Origin of the sequence: Pseudomonas sp. MYb193 (genome assembly GCF_002966775.1) — a bacterium.
GTDB classification, from domain to species: domain Bacteria; phylum Pseudomonadota; class Gammaproteobacteria; order Pseudomonadales; family Pseudomonadaceae; genus Aquipseudomonas; species Aquipseudomonas paracarnis.
In genome coordinates, this window is the sequence record NZ_CP023269.1 from 2,753,133 (window position 1) to 2,767,313 (window position 14,181).

The 14,181-nt window shown below is 62.2% G+C and carries 10 protein-coding genes; 6 read left to right on the forward strand and 4 right to left on the reverse strand.

The genetic code is table 11. From position 1 onward, the window contains the following. Window positions 1-39: 39 nt before the first annotated feature. Entirely contained in the window at window positions 40-2,166 is a 2,127-nt protein-coding gene (locus tag CLM72_RS12705) for a TonB-dependent siderophore receptor (RefSeq protein ID WP_105226679.1), read from the reverse strand. A gap of 90 nt (window positions 2,167-2,256) precedes the next feature. Further along, on the reverse strand, window positions 2,257-2,646 hold the full coding sequence (locus CLM72_RS12710; protein WP_032897017.1) for a DUF2946 domain-containing protein: 390 nt from the start codon (window positions 2,644-2,646) through the stop codon (window positions 2,257-2,259). Between the two features lie 93 nt (window positions 2,647-2,739). On the opposite strand from CLM72_RS12710, the gene CLM72_RS12715 reads away from it, so the two are divergent. From CLM72_RS12715 to CLM72_RS12740, 6 genes are all read left to right on the forward strand, one after another. Next, entirely contained in the window at window positions 2,740-3,177 is a 438-nt protein-coding gene (locus CLM72_RS12715) for a DUF3995 domain-containing protein (protein WP_034125683.1), read from the forward strand. Between the two features lie 317 nt (window positions 3,178-3,494). Continuing rightward, window positions 3,495-4,661 (forward strand): efflux RND transporter periplasmic adaptor subunit, encoded by a 1,167-nt coding sequence (locus tag CLM72_RS12720; RefSeq protein ID WP_105226680.1) that lies wholly within the window; start codon window positions 3,495-3,497, stop codon window positions 4,659-4,661. Further along, window positions 4,658-7,834: an efflux RND transporter permease subunit gene (locus CLM72_RS12725; protein WP_105226681.1), complete on the forward strand. Its 3,177-nt coding sequence runs from the start codon at window positions 4,658-4,660 to the stop codon at window positions 7,832-7,834. The genes CLM72_RS12720 and CLM72_RS12725 overlap by 4 nt, the downstream gene beginning before the upstream one ends. Beyond that, window positions 7,831-9,282: an efflux transporter outer membrane subunit gene (locus tag CLM72_RS12730; protein WP_105226682.1), complete on the forward strand. Its 1,452-nt coding sequence runs from the start codon at window positions 7,831-7,833 to the stop codon at window positions 9,280-9,282. Before CLM72_RS12725 ends, CLM72_RS12730 begins: the two co-directional genes overlap by 4 nt. A gap of 395 nt (window positions 9,283-9,677) precedes the next feature. Next, a complete protein-coding gene (gene zapE / locus CLM72_RS12735) occupies window positions 9,678-10,784 on the forward strand; it encodes a cell division protein ZapE (RefSeq protein ID WP_105229130.1) in 1,107 nt (368 codons plus the stop codon). 165 nt (window positions 10,785-10,949) lie between these two features. Further along, window positions 10,950-11,441, forward strand: coding sequence for a GNAT family N-acetyltransferase (locus CLM72_RS12740; RefSeq protein ID WP_105226683.1), 492 nt, complete (start codon window positions 10,950-10,952; stop codon window positions 11,439-11,441). Between the two features lie 101 nt (window positions 11,442-11,542). On the opposite strand, the gene CLM72_RS12745 is transcribed toward CLM72_RS12740, so the two are convergent. Further along, window positions 11,543-11,755 (reverse strand): hypothetical protein, encoded by a 213-nt coding sequence (locus CLM72_RS12745; protein WP_105226684.1) that lies wholly within the window; start codon window positions 11,753-11,755, stop codon window positions 11,543-11,545. Window positions 11,756-11,895: 140 nt separating this feature from the next. Beyond that, window positions 11,896-14,133: a TonB-dependent siderophore receptor gene (locus CLM72_RS12750; protein WP_105226685.1), complete on the reverse strand. Its 2,238-nt coding sequence runs from the start codon at window positions 14,131-14,133 to the stop codon at window positions 11,896-11,898. Window positions 14,134-14,181 lie beyond the last annotated feature (48 nt).

The following is a 14,181-nucleotide window of genomic DNA, read 5'->3' on the forward strand; positions in this document are numbered from 1 at the left end:
GCAGGCAAGCCAGCTCCCACATTTGACTGTATTCAAGCTTTAGAATTTGGTCTGTACGGCCAGCTCAAAGGTCCTCGGCGTCCCCAGATAGTACGCCGGCGACACATGGGCAAACTCGGCATACACCTCGTTAGTCAGGTTACGTACGCGCCCGGTTACCGAGGTATGCGCATCCACCTTATAGCGCAGGAAGGTGCCGAACAGCGTATAGGCCGGTACGGTCTGGGTGTTGGCATTGTCTGCATACACCTGGGCGACATAGCGCGCATCCACCCCGCCTTGCCAATCCTCGGCAAAGTCATAGGTCAACCATAGGTTACCCACGCGCTTGGGCACGTTGGTTGGCGTATTGCCCTTGCGCGACACCACGGCGCCGCTGGCGATTTTCTCGTTGAACTCATCGTACTGCGCGTCCACCCAGGCGAAGTTGCCTTCGGCCAATAGCCTCGGCGTGATGCGCAACGAACTGGCCAGTTCGATGCCCTTGGACGACTGCGCGCCCACCGGGATGCTGCTGGTCGGGTCCAGCGGGTCGGTGACGGCGAAGTCCTTGCGTTCGATCCTGTACGCGGCGACCGTGGCGGAACCGCGGCCTTCCAGGTAATCGAACTTGCTGCCGATTTCCCATTGCTTGCCGGTGGACACGTCGAACACCTGTGTAGTGGTGTTGGGCTGTTCGACGGCGGTGCTGTATTGCACATAGACGTTGGCGGAGGGGATGAACTGATAGGTCAGGCCCGCCCGGCCCGTTACCGGCTCCCAACTGCGCTTGAAGTGTCGCGGGTTGGTGGCGGTGATCGTACGATGGTTGGTCACGTCCAGATCGATGGCGTCATAGCGCAGGCCGGTCAGCAGCGAGAGCTTATCCGTCAGTCCCAGACGGTTTTCCACGAACAGTGCCTTGGTAGTCACCTGGTTGGTCTTGTCCTTGACGAAACCCGGTTGTGTACCGGGAATATCATAGAAGTGCCCCGGGGCGTAGTGGTTCGGGTCTACGGTACTTTTGCCCGGCACGTTCAACGGGCTGTTAGTGGTGCTGTTGATCTTGTACTCAAAACCGCCGGACCAGGTGGTGGCGAGGCCGAAGACGCTCGTGTCATGGCGCAGTTCGAACTGGTTGCCGTTCTGCGCGCCTTGGTGGCGCACCTGATAGGCCGTCGAGCGGTTCACCGCGCTGTTGTCGGCGTTGTATTGGTAGGTCTCCAGGTTGCGGTAGTCGCGCTGGCTGTCGAGGTGGTAGAGGGTATTTTTCAGTGTGGTGCTGTCGTTGATCCGGTAGTCGATGATCGAGCGTGCCCAGATCGTGCGTTGCTCATAACGGCCGTCGGCAACGTTGTAGTTATTGAAGCGGTTGTGCTTGTCGATCTTCAGCTCACCGGCCTTGGGGTTGAGCACCGGCGTGCCCCAGTACGGGCTGTCTTCATGTTCGTCCTGATATTCCAGCGCCAGGGTGTGGGACAGGTTCGGGGTAAGGTCGCTGAGCAGGGAAAACGCCACGCTCCAGGCATCGCGCCGGTCGCGGTCGATGTAGCTGTGATTGGTGTTGCGGCTCACATCCAGGCGGGCGTAGTGCTGCACTTCGGCGCCGGGTTCGGTCAGCGCATGGTTGAGGCCGAACGCCATACCGGCGGTGTCGTAACTGCCATAGCTCAGTTGGCCCTCGATGGCCTGTTCCTCGCGGCTTGCCAGCTTGGTCACGTAGTTCAGCGAGCCACCCACTGAGCCTGCGCCGTTGATCAAGGAGGAGGGGCCGCCTACCAGTTCGACACGATCATAGATCCACGCATCCACCGGCCGCGCCAGGCCCGTGGCGACATTGATGCCGTTGAACATCTGGGTGATCTGGCTGCTGGTAAACCCTCGGTACGAGACAAACCCGCCAAACCCAGGCGGCGCGCTGGCGTTGACGCCGGGCAGGGTATTGGCCGCATCGCGGAAGGTCTTGGCGCCGTGGCGCTCGATATCGTTGCGGTTAGCAATGGCCACCGACGCCGGGGTTTCCCGCACGCTCAGGCCCAGGCGCGAGGCCATGCCGCTGGATTGGTCCAGGGCCAGCCCAGGCTCGGCACTTTGCTCGCCGTCAATGGTGGTTGGCGCCAACTCAAGGGCCGAGGCGCAAACAGGCAGGCAGCCGAACAGGCCCGCCAACAGGGGTAAATGTTTCATGGTTGAATCCTGAAAACTTGGCTCGAAAACAACGCACTGCTCCCGTACTCCTTACGGAAACGAAGCGGTGCAGATCAGAACGCGCAGGGATCAGGCGAAGGCAGGTGGCGCGCGCGGATTAGCCGCAGGCCAGGTGAAGCGGGCGGGAATGTCGGCGGCGAGCACCACCGCTGCGGGCGGCGCATGGGGTTGCGGCAGGACTGCCACATTCAGGTGGGAGTTGAGCGCCGGGCCCATGCCGCCGGTAGAACACAGCGGGCAACCAAACGCCTTCGACAGCGTTGGCAGGCTCTCATCCGTAGAATTGCTGGGCAGGGGCGCCTGGGTACGTGGGTCCACCGTACAGAATTGGCCGCTGATGCCATTGAGCTGCATCCCCACCATCTGCCCATGACCAATGCTGCAGGCGAACACATTGAACAGGACGCAGCAGTAGAGCATCCAGGCAATGAGTGAGCGGTCGGCACGGGCGAGTTTCATGGGGCGGCACTTTATCATCAGCGACCGACGAAATGCCTGCAAAAAAACTCAGGGCGACTATCCTCATTCGCACATTTTTATGGAGCGCCGACCATGAGCTTTGTGATTGCGCGATGGATCGTCGGGGTATTTACCTTCATCAGCATGGTGCACCTGTATTGGGCTGCGGGTGGCAAGCTCGGCAGCCTGGCCGCTATCCCGCAACTGCCCGGAGAGTTTGCCAGCGGGCCGCGACCGGCGTTCAAGCCGTCGGCGCTGGGGACTTTTCTGGTGGCGATGGGGCTGGTGGCGATTGCCTTGCTCGTGTGTCTGCGCGCCGGGCTGTATTTCTCCCCGGTGTCCCACGGGGCGTTGCAATGGGGCATCAGCGCGATTGCCGTGCTGATGTTTGCCCGGGCGATCGGGGATTCGGAGCTGGTGGGTTTTTTCAAGAAGGTCGGCGGGTCGAGGTTTGCTCGCCTGGATACCTATTTCTATTCGCCGTTGTGCCTGGTGTTGGGCGCCGGCCTGCTGGTGGTGGCGTGGAGCTGAGCCTGAGCCCACAGATACCTGGCTGACACCGCGCAATCCAAATGTGGGAGCTGGCTTGCCTGCGATGCAGACACCTCGGTCTACCAGCCAAACCGGGTTGATCCCTTCGCAGGCAAGCCAGCTCCCACCTTCAACCACCCTCGACAGGTAACCCCGAGCGCCACCAAGCCCCTCTGGCCGCCATTTGATTCACCTCCAAGTATTTCCCAGACAAAAACACACCCCCCGGTTTTATAGCGCTTGACCTTCCCAGTATGGCAAGCCGGATAAAAACCCCAAGTGTCGGTTTGTCTTGAAAATTCCAAGGAGGGTGAACGATGTACACCAAACCAGTAAGCCTGATCACCGGGGCGTTGGCCGTAGCGTTGATGCTCGGCGGATGCTCGGACAATGCGCCGCCAGCCGCAGCGGCCAAGCCACCCGGCGTGCCGGTCGCCCAGGTGGTGGCGCGTGCGGTGACGCCGTTTGTGGAGTACACCGGTTCGTTGACCGCCATCGACCAGGTTCAATTGCGCCCGCGAGTCAGTGGCTATCTGCAAAGTGTCAGCGTGCCCGAAGGGCAGTTCGTGGCCAAGGGCAGCCCGTTGTTTGTGATCGACCCGCGTATGTTCCAGGCGGCAGTGAACGCAGCCAAGGCACGTCTGCGCGAGGCCGAGGCCAATGCGTTGCTGGCCCAGGCCGAGCATGGCCGCGCCGAGCAGTTATATGCCAAAAAGGTGGTGGCACGTGATCGTCTCGACACCGCCGTTGCTTCGTTGAACGCCGGCAGAGCGCAGGTGGAGGCCGCCAGGGCTGCGCTGGATACGGCCCAACTGGACCTGAGTTACACCCGCGTGACCGCACCTATCAGCGGGCGTATCGACCGCGCCCTGGTGACGGAAGGCAACTATGTCACCCGTGGGGAAACAGCGCTGACCACGATTGTTTCCATCGACCCCTTGCATGTGTATTTCGATGTGGATGAACGCACCTATCTGCATTCGTTGGCAGCGACGCGGCAACACGCCGGGTCCAAGGGCGACCAAGCCGCCAAGGTCATGGTGGCGATGCTCAACGACACCACCTATGCACGGGCCGGTCGCGTGGATTTTCTGGCCAACTCGGCCGACCGCAAGACTGGCACGGTGCGCGTGCGTGCGGTGGTGGAAAACCGGGACGGGCGCTTGACGCCGGGGCTGTTCGCCAAGGTCAAGCTGGATACCGGCGCAGCGCAACCCCGGGTGTTGATTGCCGACCATTCCATCGGCACCGACCAGGGCCGCCGTTATGTGCTGGTTGTCGGTGAGGGCGACAAGACCGAGTACCGCCCGGTGGAAGTGGGCCCGGTGGTCGACGGCCTGCGGGTCATCGAGCAGGGCCTGCAACCGGGCGAGCGCATTGTCGTCAAAGGGCTGGTGCGCCCCGGCATGCAGGTAACACCGCTGGCCGCCAGTATTGACGGCAAGCCGCTTGAAGCACCGCTGGCGGTGGGGGGCGTGCAATGAGCTTCCCACGCTTTTTCATTGACCGACCGATCTTCGCCATCGTCCTGTCGGTGTTGATGATGATCGGCGGCATCGTGGCCTTCTTCCATCTACCGTTGAGCGAATATCCCGCCGTCACGCCGCCCACGGTGCAAGTGACGGCGTCGTATCCGGGGGCCAACCCGCAGGTGATTGCCCAGACAGTGGCGGCGCCGCTGGAACAGGTGATCACCGGGGTTGAGGGCATGCTTTACATGACCTCGCAGTCGGCCACCGATGGACGCATGATCCTGACCGCAACGTTCGCCCAGGGCACCAATGCGGACATGGCGCAGATCCAGGTGCAGAACCGTGTTTCGCGGGCTTTGCCGCGCTTGCCCGAAGAGGTGCAGCGCCTGGGTGTGGTCACGCAGAAAACCTCGCCGGACATCCTCATGGTGGTCCACCTGCTGTCCCCCGACCAACGTTATGACCCGCTCTACATCTCCAACTATGCCTACCTGCAGGTGCGCGATGAGTTGTCGCGCCTGCCGGGGATCAACGATGTGCTGGTGTGGGGCGCGGGTGAATACAGCATGCGCCTGTGGCTCGACCCGGACCTGATCGCCGCCCGTGGCTTGACCGCCGGTGATGTGATTGCTGCCGTGCGCGAGCAGAACGTGCAAGTGGCGGCCGGCTCGGTCGGCCAGGCGCCGGACTCCACTGCGGCGTTCCAAGTCACGGTCAATACCCTGGGGCGCCTGACGGATGAAGAGCAGTTCGGCGACATCATCATTCGCACCGGCGATAACGGCCAGGTCACGCGCTTGCGCGATGTGGCACGTATCGAGATGGGGGCCGATGCCTACGCGCTGCGCAGCCTGTTGGACGGCGAGCCTGCGGTGGCCTTGCAAATCATCCAGAGCCCTGGGGCAAACGCGCTGGATGTGGCGCAGTCGGTGCGCGATACCATGCAGCGCCTGCAAACCAGCTTCCCCGAGGGGTTGGTGTCGCGGATTGCCTATGACCCCACGGTGTTTGTGCGCGCTTCGCTGGAGTCGGTGGCCATCACGCTGATGGAAGCGATCCTGCTTGTGGTACTCGTGGTGGTGGTGTTCCTGCGCAACTGGCGCGCGTCGCTGATTCCTTTGATGGCCGTGCCGGTATCGATCATCGGCACCTTTGCGGTCATGCACCTGATGGGCTTCTCCCTCAATACCTTGTCGCTGTTCGGCCTGGTGTTGTCGATCGGCATCGTGGTCGACGATGCAATCGTGGTGGTGGAGAACGTCGAGCGGCATATCGAAAACGGCGAGGAGCCGATGCAGGCTGCGCGACGGGCGATGAGCGAGGTCACCGGCCCTATCATTGCGATCACCTCGGTGCTGGCGGCCGTGTTCATTCCCACCGCGTTTCTCAGTGGCCTGCAAGGCGAGTTCTATCGGCAATTTGCGCTGACCATCGCGATTTCCACCATCCTCTCGGCGGTCAACTCGTTGACCCTCAGCCCGGCGCTGGCCGGCCTGTTGCTGCGGCCACGGCATGCCGCTGTGGTGCATGACCCGCGCAGCCTGCGTGGTCGCGCCGCACGCCTGTTGGAGGTGCTGGGCCGGCCGTTCCAGCGTGCGCCGCAAGCCTATGGCAACACTGTGCGCAAGGTCGTCGGCCGTCGTGGCGTAGCGCTGTTGGCTTACGGCGGTTTGCTCGCATTGACCTGGTTCGGCTTCAACGCGGTACCGGCCGGCTTCGTGCCGATGCAAGACAAGTACTACCTGGTCGGTATCGCCCAACTGCCGAACGCGGCCTCGTTGGAGCGTACCGATGCGGTGGTGCGGCAAATGTCGAAAATCGCCCTGGATGAGCCGGGGGTCGAGAGTGTCGTGGCGTTCCCGGGGCTGTCGGTCAACGGCTTCGTCAACGTTCCGAATGCGGCGGTGATGTTCGTCATGCTTGATCCGTTTAAAGAGCGCACCTCGCCGGATATGGCGGCGGTCGCCATCGCCGGGCGTCTGCAGGCCAAGTTTGCGAGCATCCCCGACGGCTTCCTCGGCGTGTTCCCGCCGCCACCGGTACCGGGTCTCGGGGTCACCGGGGGCTTCAAGCTGCAGGTCGAAGACCGTGGCGGCGTCGGGCTGGAGGCGCTGGTGCAGCAGACCCAGGTACTGATGACCAAAGCCACTGAGTCAGGCCAGGTGGCCGGGCTGATGACCAGCCTGGACGTCAATGCGCCGCAACTGAATGTCGACATCGACCGCACCCAGGTCAAGAGCCAGGGCGTGCGCCTGGCGGATGTGTTCGAGTCGCTGCAGGTCTATCTGGGGTCGCTGTATGTCAATGACTTCAACCGGTTTGGTCGCACCTACAAAGTCACGGCCCAGGCCGATGCGGACCACCGCATGCAGGCCGAAGCCATCGGTCGTCTGCAGGTGCGCAACGCCGACGGGGACATGCTGCCGTTGTCGGCGTTTGTCACGGTCACGCCGAGCTCCGGGCCTGACCGGGTGATTCACTACAACGGCTATCCCTCGGCGGATATCTCTGGCGGCGCGATGCCAGGGGTCAGCTCCGGGCAGGCGGTTGCGCTCATGGAGCGCCTGGCCCAGGAGGTACTGCCCGAGGGCGTGACCTATGAATGGACAGACCTGACCTACCAGCAAAAGCTCGCCGGGTCATCGGCGCTGTTTATTTTCCCGCTGTGTGTGCTGCTGGCTTATCTGATCCTTGCCGCGCAGTACAACAGTTGGCTGCTGCCGCTGGCGGTGTTGCTGATCGTGCCCATGTGCCTGCTCAGCGCAATCCTCGGCGTGTGGCTGGTGGAGGGCGACAACAACGTGTTCGTGCAGATCGGGTTGGTGGTGCTGGTGGGCTTGGCGGCGAAGAACGCCATCCTGATCGTCGAGTTTGCCCGCAGCCTTGAAGCCGAAGGCGCCAGCCCATTGGAAGCGGTGATCCACGCCTGCCAATTGCGCCTGCGCCCTATTTTGATGACGTCCCTGGCGTTTATCGCCGGCGTAGTCCCGTTGGTGTTTGCCAGTGGCGCCGGGGCCGAGATGCGCCATGCCATGGGGGTTGCGGTGTTTGCCGGGATGTTGGGCGTGACGCTGTTCGGTCTGTTCCTGACGCCCGTGTTCTATGTGGTGATGCGCAGCCTGGCGCTGCGCGTTCAGCGTCAGGGGGCGAGTCCGACGGTGCAGCTAAAGGAGAGCGCATCATGAAACAGGCGTATCCAGCTTTTCTGTTGTCGTTGACCCTGCTGGCCGGTTGCGGCTCGGTGGGGCCGGACTATTCCGCGCCAGTGCTGCCCGCTGCGCAGCGGGCGACGAGCTTCGGCGCGCCCATCGCCGGGCTTGGTGCGGGCGAGGTCGAAGTGCAGTGGTGGCAAGTGTTCGACGAGCCGGCATTGAGCCAATTGATTCAACAGGCACTGGCGGCCAACCACGACATCGGCATCGCCGCCGCACGCCTGGACGAAGCCAAGGCGCTGTTGCGCGAAAGCCGCCAAGGCTTCCTGCCCAGCGGAGGCGCCGCCCTGGGTTACGAGCACCGCCAGCGCAGCGAGGTAGAGACCCCGTTCGGCGAGCAGCGCTCCATTGAAACCACTCGGGCGGCGGTGGATGCAGCCTGGGAAATCGACTTGTTTGGGCGCGTGCGTCGCTCGGTGGAGGCGGCCCAGGCCCAGGCGGGGTCGCGTCAGGCGTTGCTGCGCAGCGTGCAAGCGAGCGTCGCGGCGACGGTCGCGGCTACCTGGTTCGAGTTACAAGGGATCGAAGCCGAACAGGCGGTGGTCGCGGATATCAGCCAGAGCCAGCGCGACAGCCTGGGCCTGGTGGGGCAGATGGTTAGCGTCGGCGCCGCCACCGAATTCGACCGGCTGCGTGCCGAGGCCTTGTTGCGCAATGTGGAGGCCGTAGCGCCTGACCTGGAGCGACGTCGCGCCAAGTCAACCAACGCGTTGGCGGTGCTGCTGGGGCAAGCGCCCCAGGGGTTCAAGCCACCGCTGGCCCGGCCTGGGCGTGAAACCTTGAACCTGCGCACGTTGCAGGTGGGAGACCCGGCCGGCTTGCTGGCGCGCCGTGCCGATATTGCCGCGGCCGAACGCACGCTGGCGGCTGCGACCGCGCAGATTGGCGTGGAAACCGCTGGTTTGTATCCGGATATCCAGGTGCAGGGTTCCATCGGTTTGCTGGCCGGAAGTCTCAGCGCCCTGGGCGATGCGGGCATGCAGTCGAACTTTATCGCGCCGGTGATTCGCTGGTCACTGCTGGACACCGGGCGCGTACGAGCGCGGATTGCCGCCAGCGAGGCACGCACCCAGGCCGCGTTGATCGCTTATGACCAGACCGTGTTGCGGGCCCTGCAGGAAACCGATGATGCGTTCCAGGCCAACCGTACGGCCGGCAACGCACTGGGCTTGCGGCTGTTGGAGGCGGCCGCCAACCGTGAGGCAGCCAGCTTTGCGCGCGAGCGGTTTGCGCAAGGCGAGGGCGTGTACCTGGATGTGCTTGAGGCCGAACGCGCGGACTTCACCAGCCGCCGGGCATTGACGGCGGCGCGCACGGAACAGCGCTTGGCGGTGGTGGGGATCTATAAGGCGCTGGGTGGTGGGTGGGAGATCTGTGAGAGGGCGGGGCAGGCGTGCAAGGGGGCCACGGTGTTGCGCTAACGCGATGCGACGCGGGGCCTGTGGGAGCTGGCTTGCCTGCGAAGACGGCCTGCCAGCCGACGCATTTCTACCTGATGCGCCGGGTTCCAACTGTGGGAGCTGGTTTGCCTGCGAAGACGGCCTGCCAGCCGACGCATTTCTACCTGACACGCCGGGTTCCAACTGTGGGAGCTGGCTTGCCTGCGATGGCGGCATGCCAGCCGACACAGGGTTATCAGACCGTACATATCCATTCCTGCGGTAACGGCCACCTAGGGTTCCGCTCTGACAGCGGCTCACTTCGCATCGTGGTTACCGTCTACCGCTACAGCGTTGTGCAAATACTCATGCTTGCCTCAGGCAAACAGCCCAAGATTTCGCGCCTGGACAGCTCTGCGTCCGTCATACTGGCAAGCATGACTTTTGACTCGCCTCTCGCCGCTTACCAACATGCCATCGCCCAGCCAGGTTTCGTCGCCGACGACGCCCAGCGCCGGGCGGTACAAGCCTTGCAAACCTGTCACGAGGCCTTGCATCAAGGGCGTTCGTCGATTGCCGGCGTTTACCTGTGGGGCCCGGTGGGGCGTGGCAAGACCTGGTTGATGGACCAGTTCTACCAAAGCTTGCGCGTGCCTGCGCGGCGCCAGCATTTTCATCACTTCATGGCGTGGGTGCACCAGCGCTTATTCCAGCTCACGGGCACCCAGGACCCCTTGCAGGCGTTGGCCAGGGAACTGAGCCAGGCGGTGCGCGTGCTGTGCTTCGATGAATTGTTTGTGAATGATATCGGTGACGCGATCATTCTCGGCCGCCTGTTCCAAGTGATGTTCGAAGAGGGTGTGGTGATGGTGTGCACGTCCAACCAGCCGCCCGACCAGTTGTATGCCGGTGGCTTCAACCGTGAGCGTTTCCTGCCGGGTATCGACGCGCTCAAGCAGCATATGCAGGTGGTGGCCGTGGACGGTGGCGAGGATCATCGCTTGCATCCCGGCGTGGGCATGCAGCGCTATTGGGTGAATCAGCCCGAGGCACTGGCGGCGCTGTTCCGACAGTTGAGCCAAGGCCAAACCGTGACCAGCGGGGTGGTAAGCGTAGGGTACCGCACCATCATGACGGTGCAGGCCAGTGACACCGTGCTTTGGTGTCGCTATGCCGACCTGTGTGAGCAGCCCCTGGCCGCGATGGATTTCATGCTGTTATGTGATCGCTTCCACGCCATCCTGCTAGGAGACGTCCCCAACCTCAGTGCACAGAAACGCCCGGGCCGGATTGCCCGTGGCACCGAAGACGGCGCCGAGCGCGTGGTGGCCGGGGATCGAGAGTTGCCACAGTTGTCGGTGCATGACGACAGCGTACGGCGTTTTATCGCGTTAGTGGACGAATGCTACGACCGCAAAGTGCCACTCTTTATCGACGCCGAGGTGCCGTTGCACAGCCTGTACACCGAAGGCTACCTGGAGTTTCCTTTCCGCCGCACCCTGAGCCGTCTGCAAGAGATGCAGTTGGAACGCTTCGCCACCTAGGAAAAATCGCCGCTCCAAAGCTCTTTGCACGCTTTGATGCGCGCAAGCTTCGCATTTTCTGTCAGAGATTTGTCGCTTATCTCCTTCATCTACTGCCGACTCCACGCTTACAATCGCAGCTCTCAAAGGGAAACGATTCCCTGGTTGTCGCTATCGAGGAAGGAAATGGACACCCCAGACATCCTGGTGCTGCAAGCCAGCTATACCAACGCCGTGCACGCCGACGCCATTGGCCTGTTGCTCAACCATTACGCTGAAGATCCGATGGGCGGCGGCCATAGCCTGCCAGCCGATCTCTTGCAGCAGTTGCCAGCCGAACTGGCCAAGCGCCCACACGCGTTCAGTGTGCTGGCGTTCGTCGGGGGGGAGCCAGCGGGGTTGGTCAATTGTTTCGAGGGCTTTTCGACCTTCGCCTGCCGGCCCTTGGTCAATGTCCATGATGTGGTGGTGAAAGAGCAGTTTCGGGGGTTGGGGTTGAGTCAGAAGATGCTGCAAAAGGTCGAGGAAATCGCCCGGCAGCGCGGTTGCTGCAAGATTACCCTCGAAGTGCTGGAAGGCAATACTCTGGCGCAGGCGGCGTACCGCAAGTTCGGTTTTGACGACTCAGTGTTTGATCCGGCCCATGGGCGGATGTTGTTCTGGAATAAATCGTTGTAATAAATAACCGGCAAAAAAAAGGCGCCATTAAATGGCGCCCGATAAACCTTTGCCAACGGAGCAGAATGGCGCAGGGTGCTACGGATTAAGTAAGCATTAACTCAGCTGTTCGGTTGCGCCTGATCAACCGAGTCGGCCTTGACCGACTTGCCATCGGCGCTGGCAACTTGTTGCTCAGCCTTGCCGTGGGTTTTTTCCTGAATGAAGCTGAAGTTGTTGTAGAACTCCTTGGAGCGCTCTGCGCCGCCCTCTGCAAAGGCAGCGGCAGAGGTCAGGGTCATCAGGCTGGCCAGCATCAAGGTCGAGAGTTTCATAGTGGTATCCCCATTAAAGTGATAGGTGTCTGGTCGCTTCGTGATCAGATCATGGAGCGACTATGGCGTTATCTTATTAAGTGGGAATTAACGGGAGATGCCGTTGAAGTTAACAGTTTTGTTAACTTCAACGTGCGAGGCTATAACTTCCAATCCAATGCCAGCGTGACGGAGCGCGGTTCGCCCCAATACACGCCGTTATAAAAGCCAACGCGCTCGTAATATTTCTTATCAAAGAGGTTGTTCACGTTGACCGACGCCGAAACCTGTTCGTCGAACTGGTAGCGCGACATCAGATTGACCACGGTGTAGCCCTGTTGCGTGATTTTCGCCCGGGTGGTTATTGGCCTACCTTCGCTGTTGCGCTGCCCGGTCGGGCGGTTGCTGAAGTCGTAGGTTTCGCTTTGCCAGTTCACGGCGCCGCCGACCGTCAGTTTGCGCCAGGCGCCGGGCAGGCGATAGGCGCTGGAGATCTTCACCAGGTTCAAGGGTTGGCTGGTGTTGTTGCGTTTGTCAGAGCCATTGACCGAATGGGTGTAGGTGTAGCCGGCGGACAGGTTCCAGTCCGGCGTGATTTCACCGGCGGCTTCCAGCTCGAAGCCGTTGACCTTGTTACCTTTGCCGCCGGATTTGTAGTACTCCTCGCCCGTGACCGGGTTGGGCGGGACTGAGTCATCCCGCTCGGCGACGTTGTCCTGGGTACTCCAGAAGTACGCGGCGGCCAGGTTCAAACGCTCGTTCAGCACACTGCCCTTGAGGCCCACTTCGTAGTTACTGCCGACCACAGGCTCCAGGTACTTCTTGTTGGCATCACGGTAGTCCTGGGGTTTGAAGATGTCGGTATAGCTGGCGTAGACGGTGTACTGCGGCGTGATGTCGTAGAGCAGGCCGGCGTAGGGCGTCCACATATCATTGTGGGTCTGGCTGGTTTTGCCCGAAGCGGTCAGTTGGTCGTTGGCATCGTATTTGGGCTCTGCGCTTTCCAGCTCCCAACTGCCGTAACGGCTGCCCAGTACGGCGTGCAAGCTGTCTGTGAGGCTCAGCCTTGTGGCCAGGTAGCCGGCTTTCTGTTGTTTCTTGCTGTGCTCACCCTTCAGGTCGGTCACCTGGTCGGTGAACTTGCCGATGCCGCCCATGTGCTTCCAGTCCTGAATGGGGTAATAGCTGGCTGGCAGGTCGCTGCGCATGAAGGGCGAGACATCCCGTTGGGCGGCTTCGCCATAGCCCATCATCAGCGCGTGTTCGCGGCCCAGCAGCGTGTAGCTGCCGGCCAGGTTGAGGTCGATGGCCTCCATGCGCGAAGTGCCGCGCATATGGCTGGCCCAAGCCGTCATGCCGCTGCGGTCGGGGTTGGGGAAACCGGCGCCGCCGTAATACACCTTGCCATCGGTGTCGCTCTGGCGATGGGTATAGGCGGCCTTCAGGTGCCAGTCGCCGCCGAGCCGATGGTCGAGGGTGGCGAAGGTGGTCTTGTCGGTCAGCGGCCAGGAACTCCAGTGCGCCGCCATGTTGGTGGAGCGGGGCAGCCTGGCCTTGCCGCCCTGGCTGTTCCAGTAGGGCACGGTGCCCCAAGACGTGCCTTGCACCTGTTTGTCCTGGTAATCAAAGCCTGCGGCCAGCACGGTATCGTCGGAAAGGTCAGCCTCGAGAATGCCGTAGCCCACCGCCCGCTGCAGCCCATAGTTGTCACGAAAAGACTTGCTGTCGCGGTAAGCCAGCACGCTACGCCCGCGCAGTTTGCCGTCGAACGCCAGCGGGCCGCCCACGTCAACGTAGCTGTAGTAGTTGTCATGGCTGGCGCCACTGATGCCGGTCTTGGCCTGCCATTGGGCGGTAGGGCGCTTGCGCACCATGTTGACGGTCGCCGAAGGGTCGCCTGCGCCCGTGGTCAGGCCCGTCGCGCCGCGCACTACTTCAATGCGGTCGTAGATGATGGTGTCGGCGTCGGTCTTCATGTAGCCGAAAGTGTTGAGCATCCCGTCAACCTGGAAGTTGCTGATGCCATAGCCTCGGGCGGAGTAGTAGACACGATCGGAGTCGTAATGCTGAACGTTGACGCCCGTGGTCTGGCGCAACACATCCGTCAGGGTATTGAGATTGAAGTCGTCCATCTGCTGGCGTGTGATCACCGAGATCGATTGCGGGGTTTCCTTGACGGAGAGGTTCAGCCGCGTGGCGGTGCTCATCGAGCCAGTAGTGTAGGCGCCGGTGTGCTCGGTGGTGGCGCCCAGGCCGTCGGCGCTGATGGTGGTCGCGCCCAGTTCCAGGGCTTTGGCGGGGGCTGTATCGGGGTCGGTGTCGGCCCGCGAATCCGGGCTCAGCGCCAGGCTGAACAGGCCGAGGGTGAAGGTCATGGAACGGGTGAAGGGCGCAAACATCGCTGCAGACTCCTTGTCGTCTTTGATACCTCCCCAGGCAGGGAGGGC

Bases quoted from the DNA above. Each gene is read 5' to 3' on its own strand.
- zapE (WP_105229130.1), top strand. From the start codon at position 9,678: ATGACTTTTGACTCGCCTCTCGCCGCTTACCAACATGCCATCGCCCAG.
- CLM72_RS12705 (WP_105226679.1), bottom strand. From the start codon at position 2,166: ATGAAACATTTACCCCTGTTGGCGGGCCTGTTCGGCTGCCTGCCTGTT.
- CLM72_RS12730 (WP_105226682.1), top strand. From the start codon at position 7,831: ATGAAACAGGCGTATCCAGCTTTTCTGTTGTCGTTGACCCTGCTGGCC.
- CLM72_RS12720 (WP_105226680.1), top strand. From the start codon at position 3,495: ATGTACACCAAACCAGTAAGCCTGATCACCGGGGCGTTGGCCGTAGCG.
- CLM72_RS12740 (WP_105226683.1), top strand. From the start codon at position 10,950: ATGGACACCCCAGACATCCTGGTGCTGCAAGCCAGCTATACCAACGCC.
- CLM72_RS12710 (WP_032897017.1), bottom strand. From the start codon at position 2,646: ATGAAACTCGCCCGTGCCGACCGCTCACTCATTGCCTGGATGCTCTAC.
- CLM72_RS12715 (WP_034125683.1), top strand. From the start codon at position 2,740: ATGAGCTTTGTGATTGCGCGATGGATCGTCGGGGTATTTACCTTCATC.
- CLM72_RS12750 (WP_105226685.1), bottom strand. From the start codon at position 14,133: ATGTTTGCGCCCTTCACCCGTTCCATGACCTTCACCCTCGGCCTGTTC.
- CLM72_RS12725 (WP_105226681.1), top strand. From the start codon at position 4,658: ATGAGCTTCCCACGCTTTTTCATTGACCGACCGATCTTCGCCATCGTC.
- CLM72_RS12745 (WP_105226684.1), bottom strand. From the start codon at position 11,755: ATGAAACTCTCGACCTTGATGCTGGCCAGCCTGATGACCCTGACCTCT.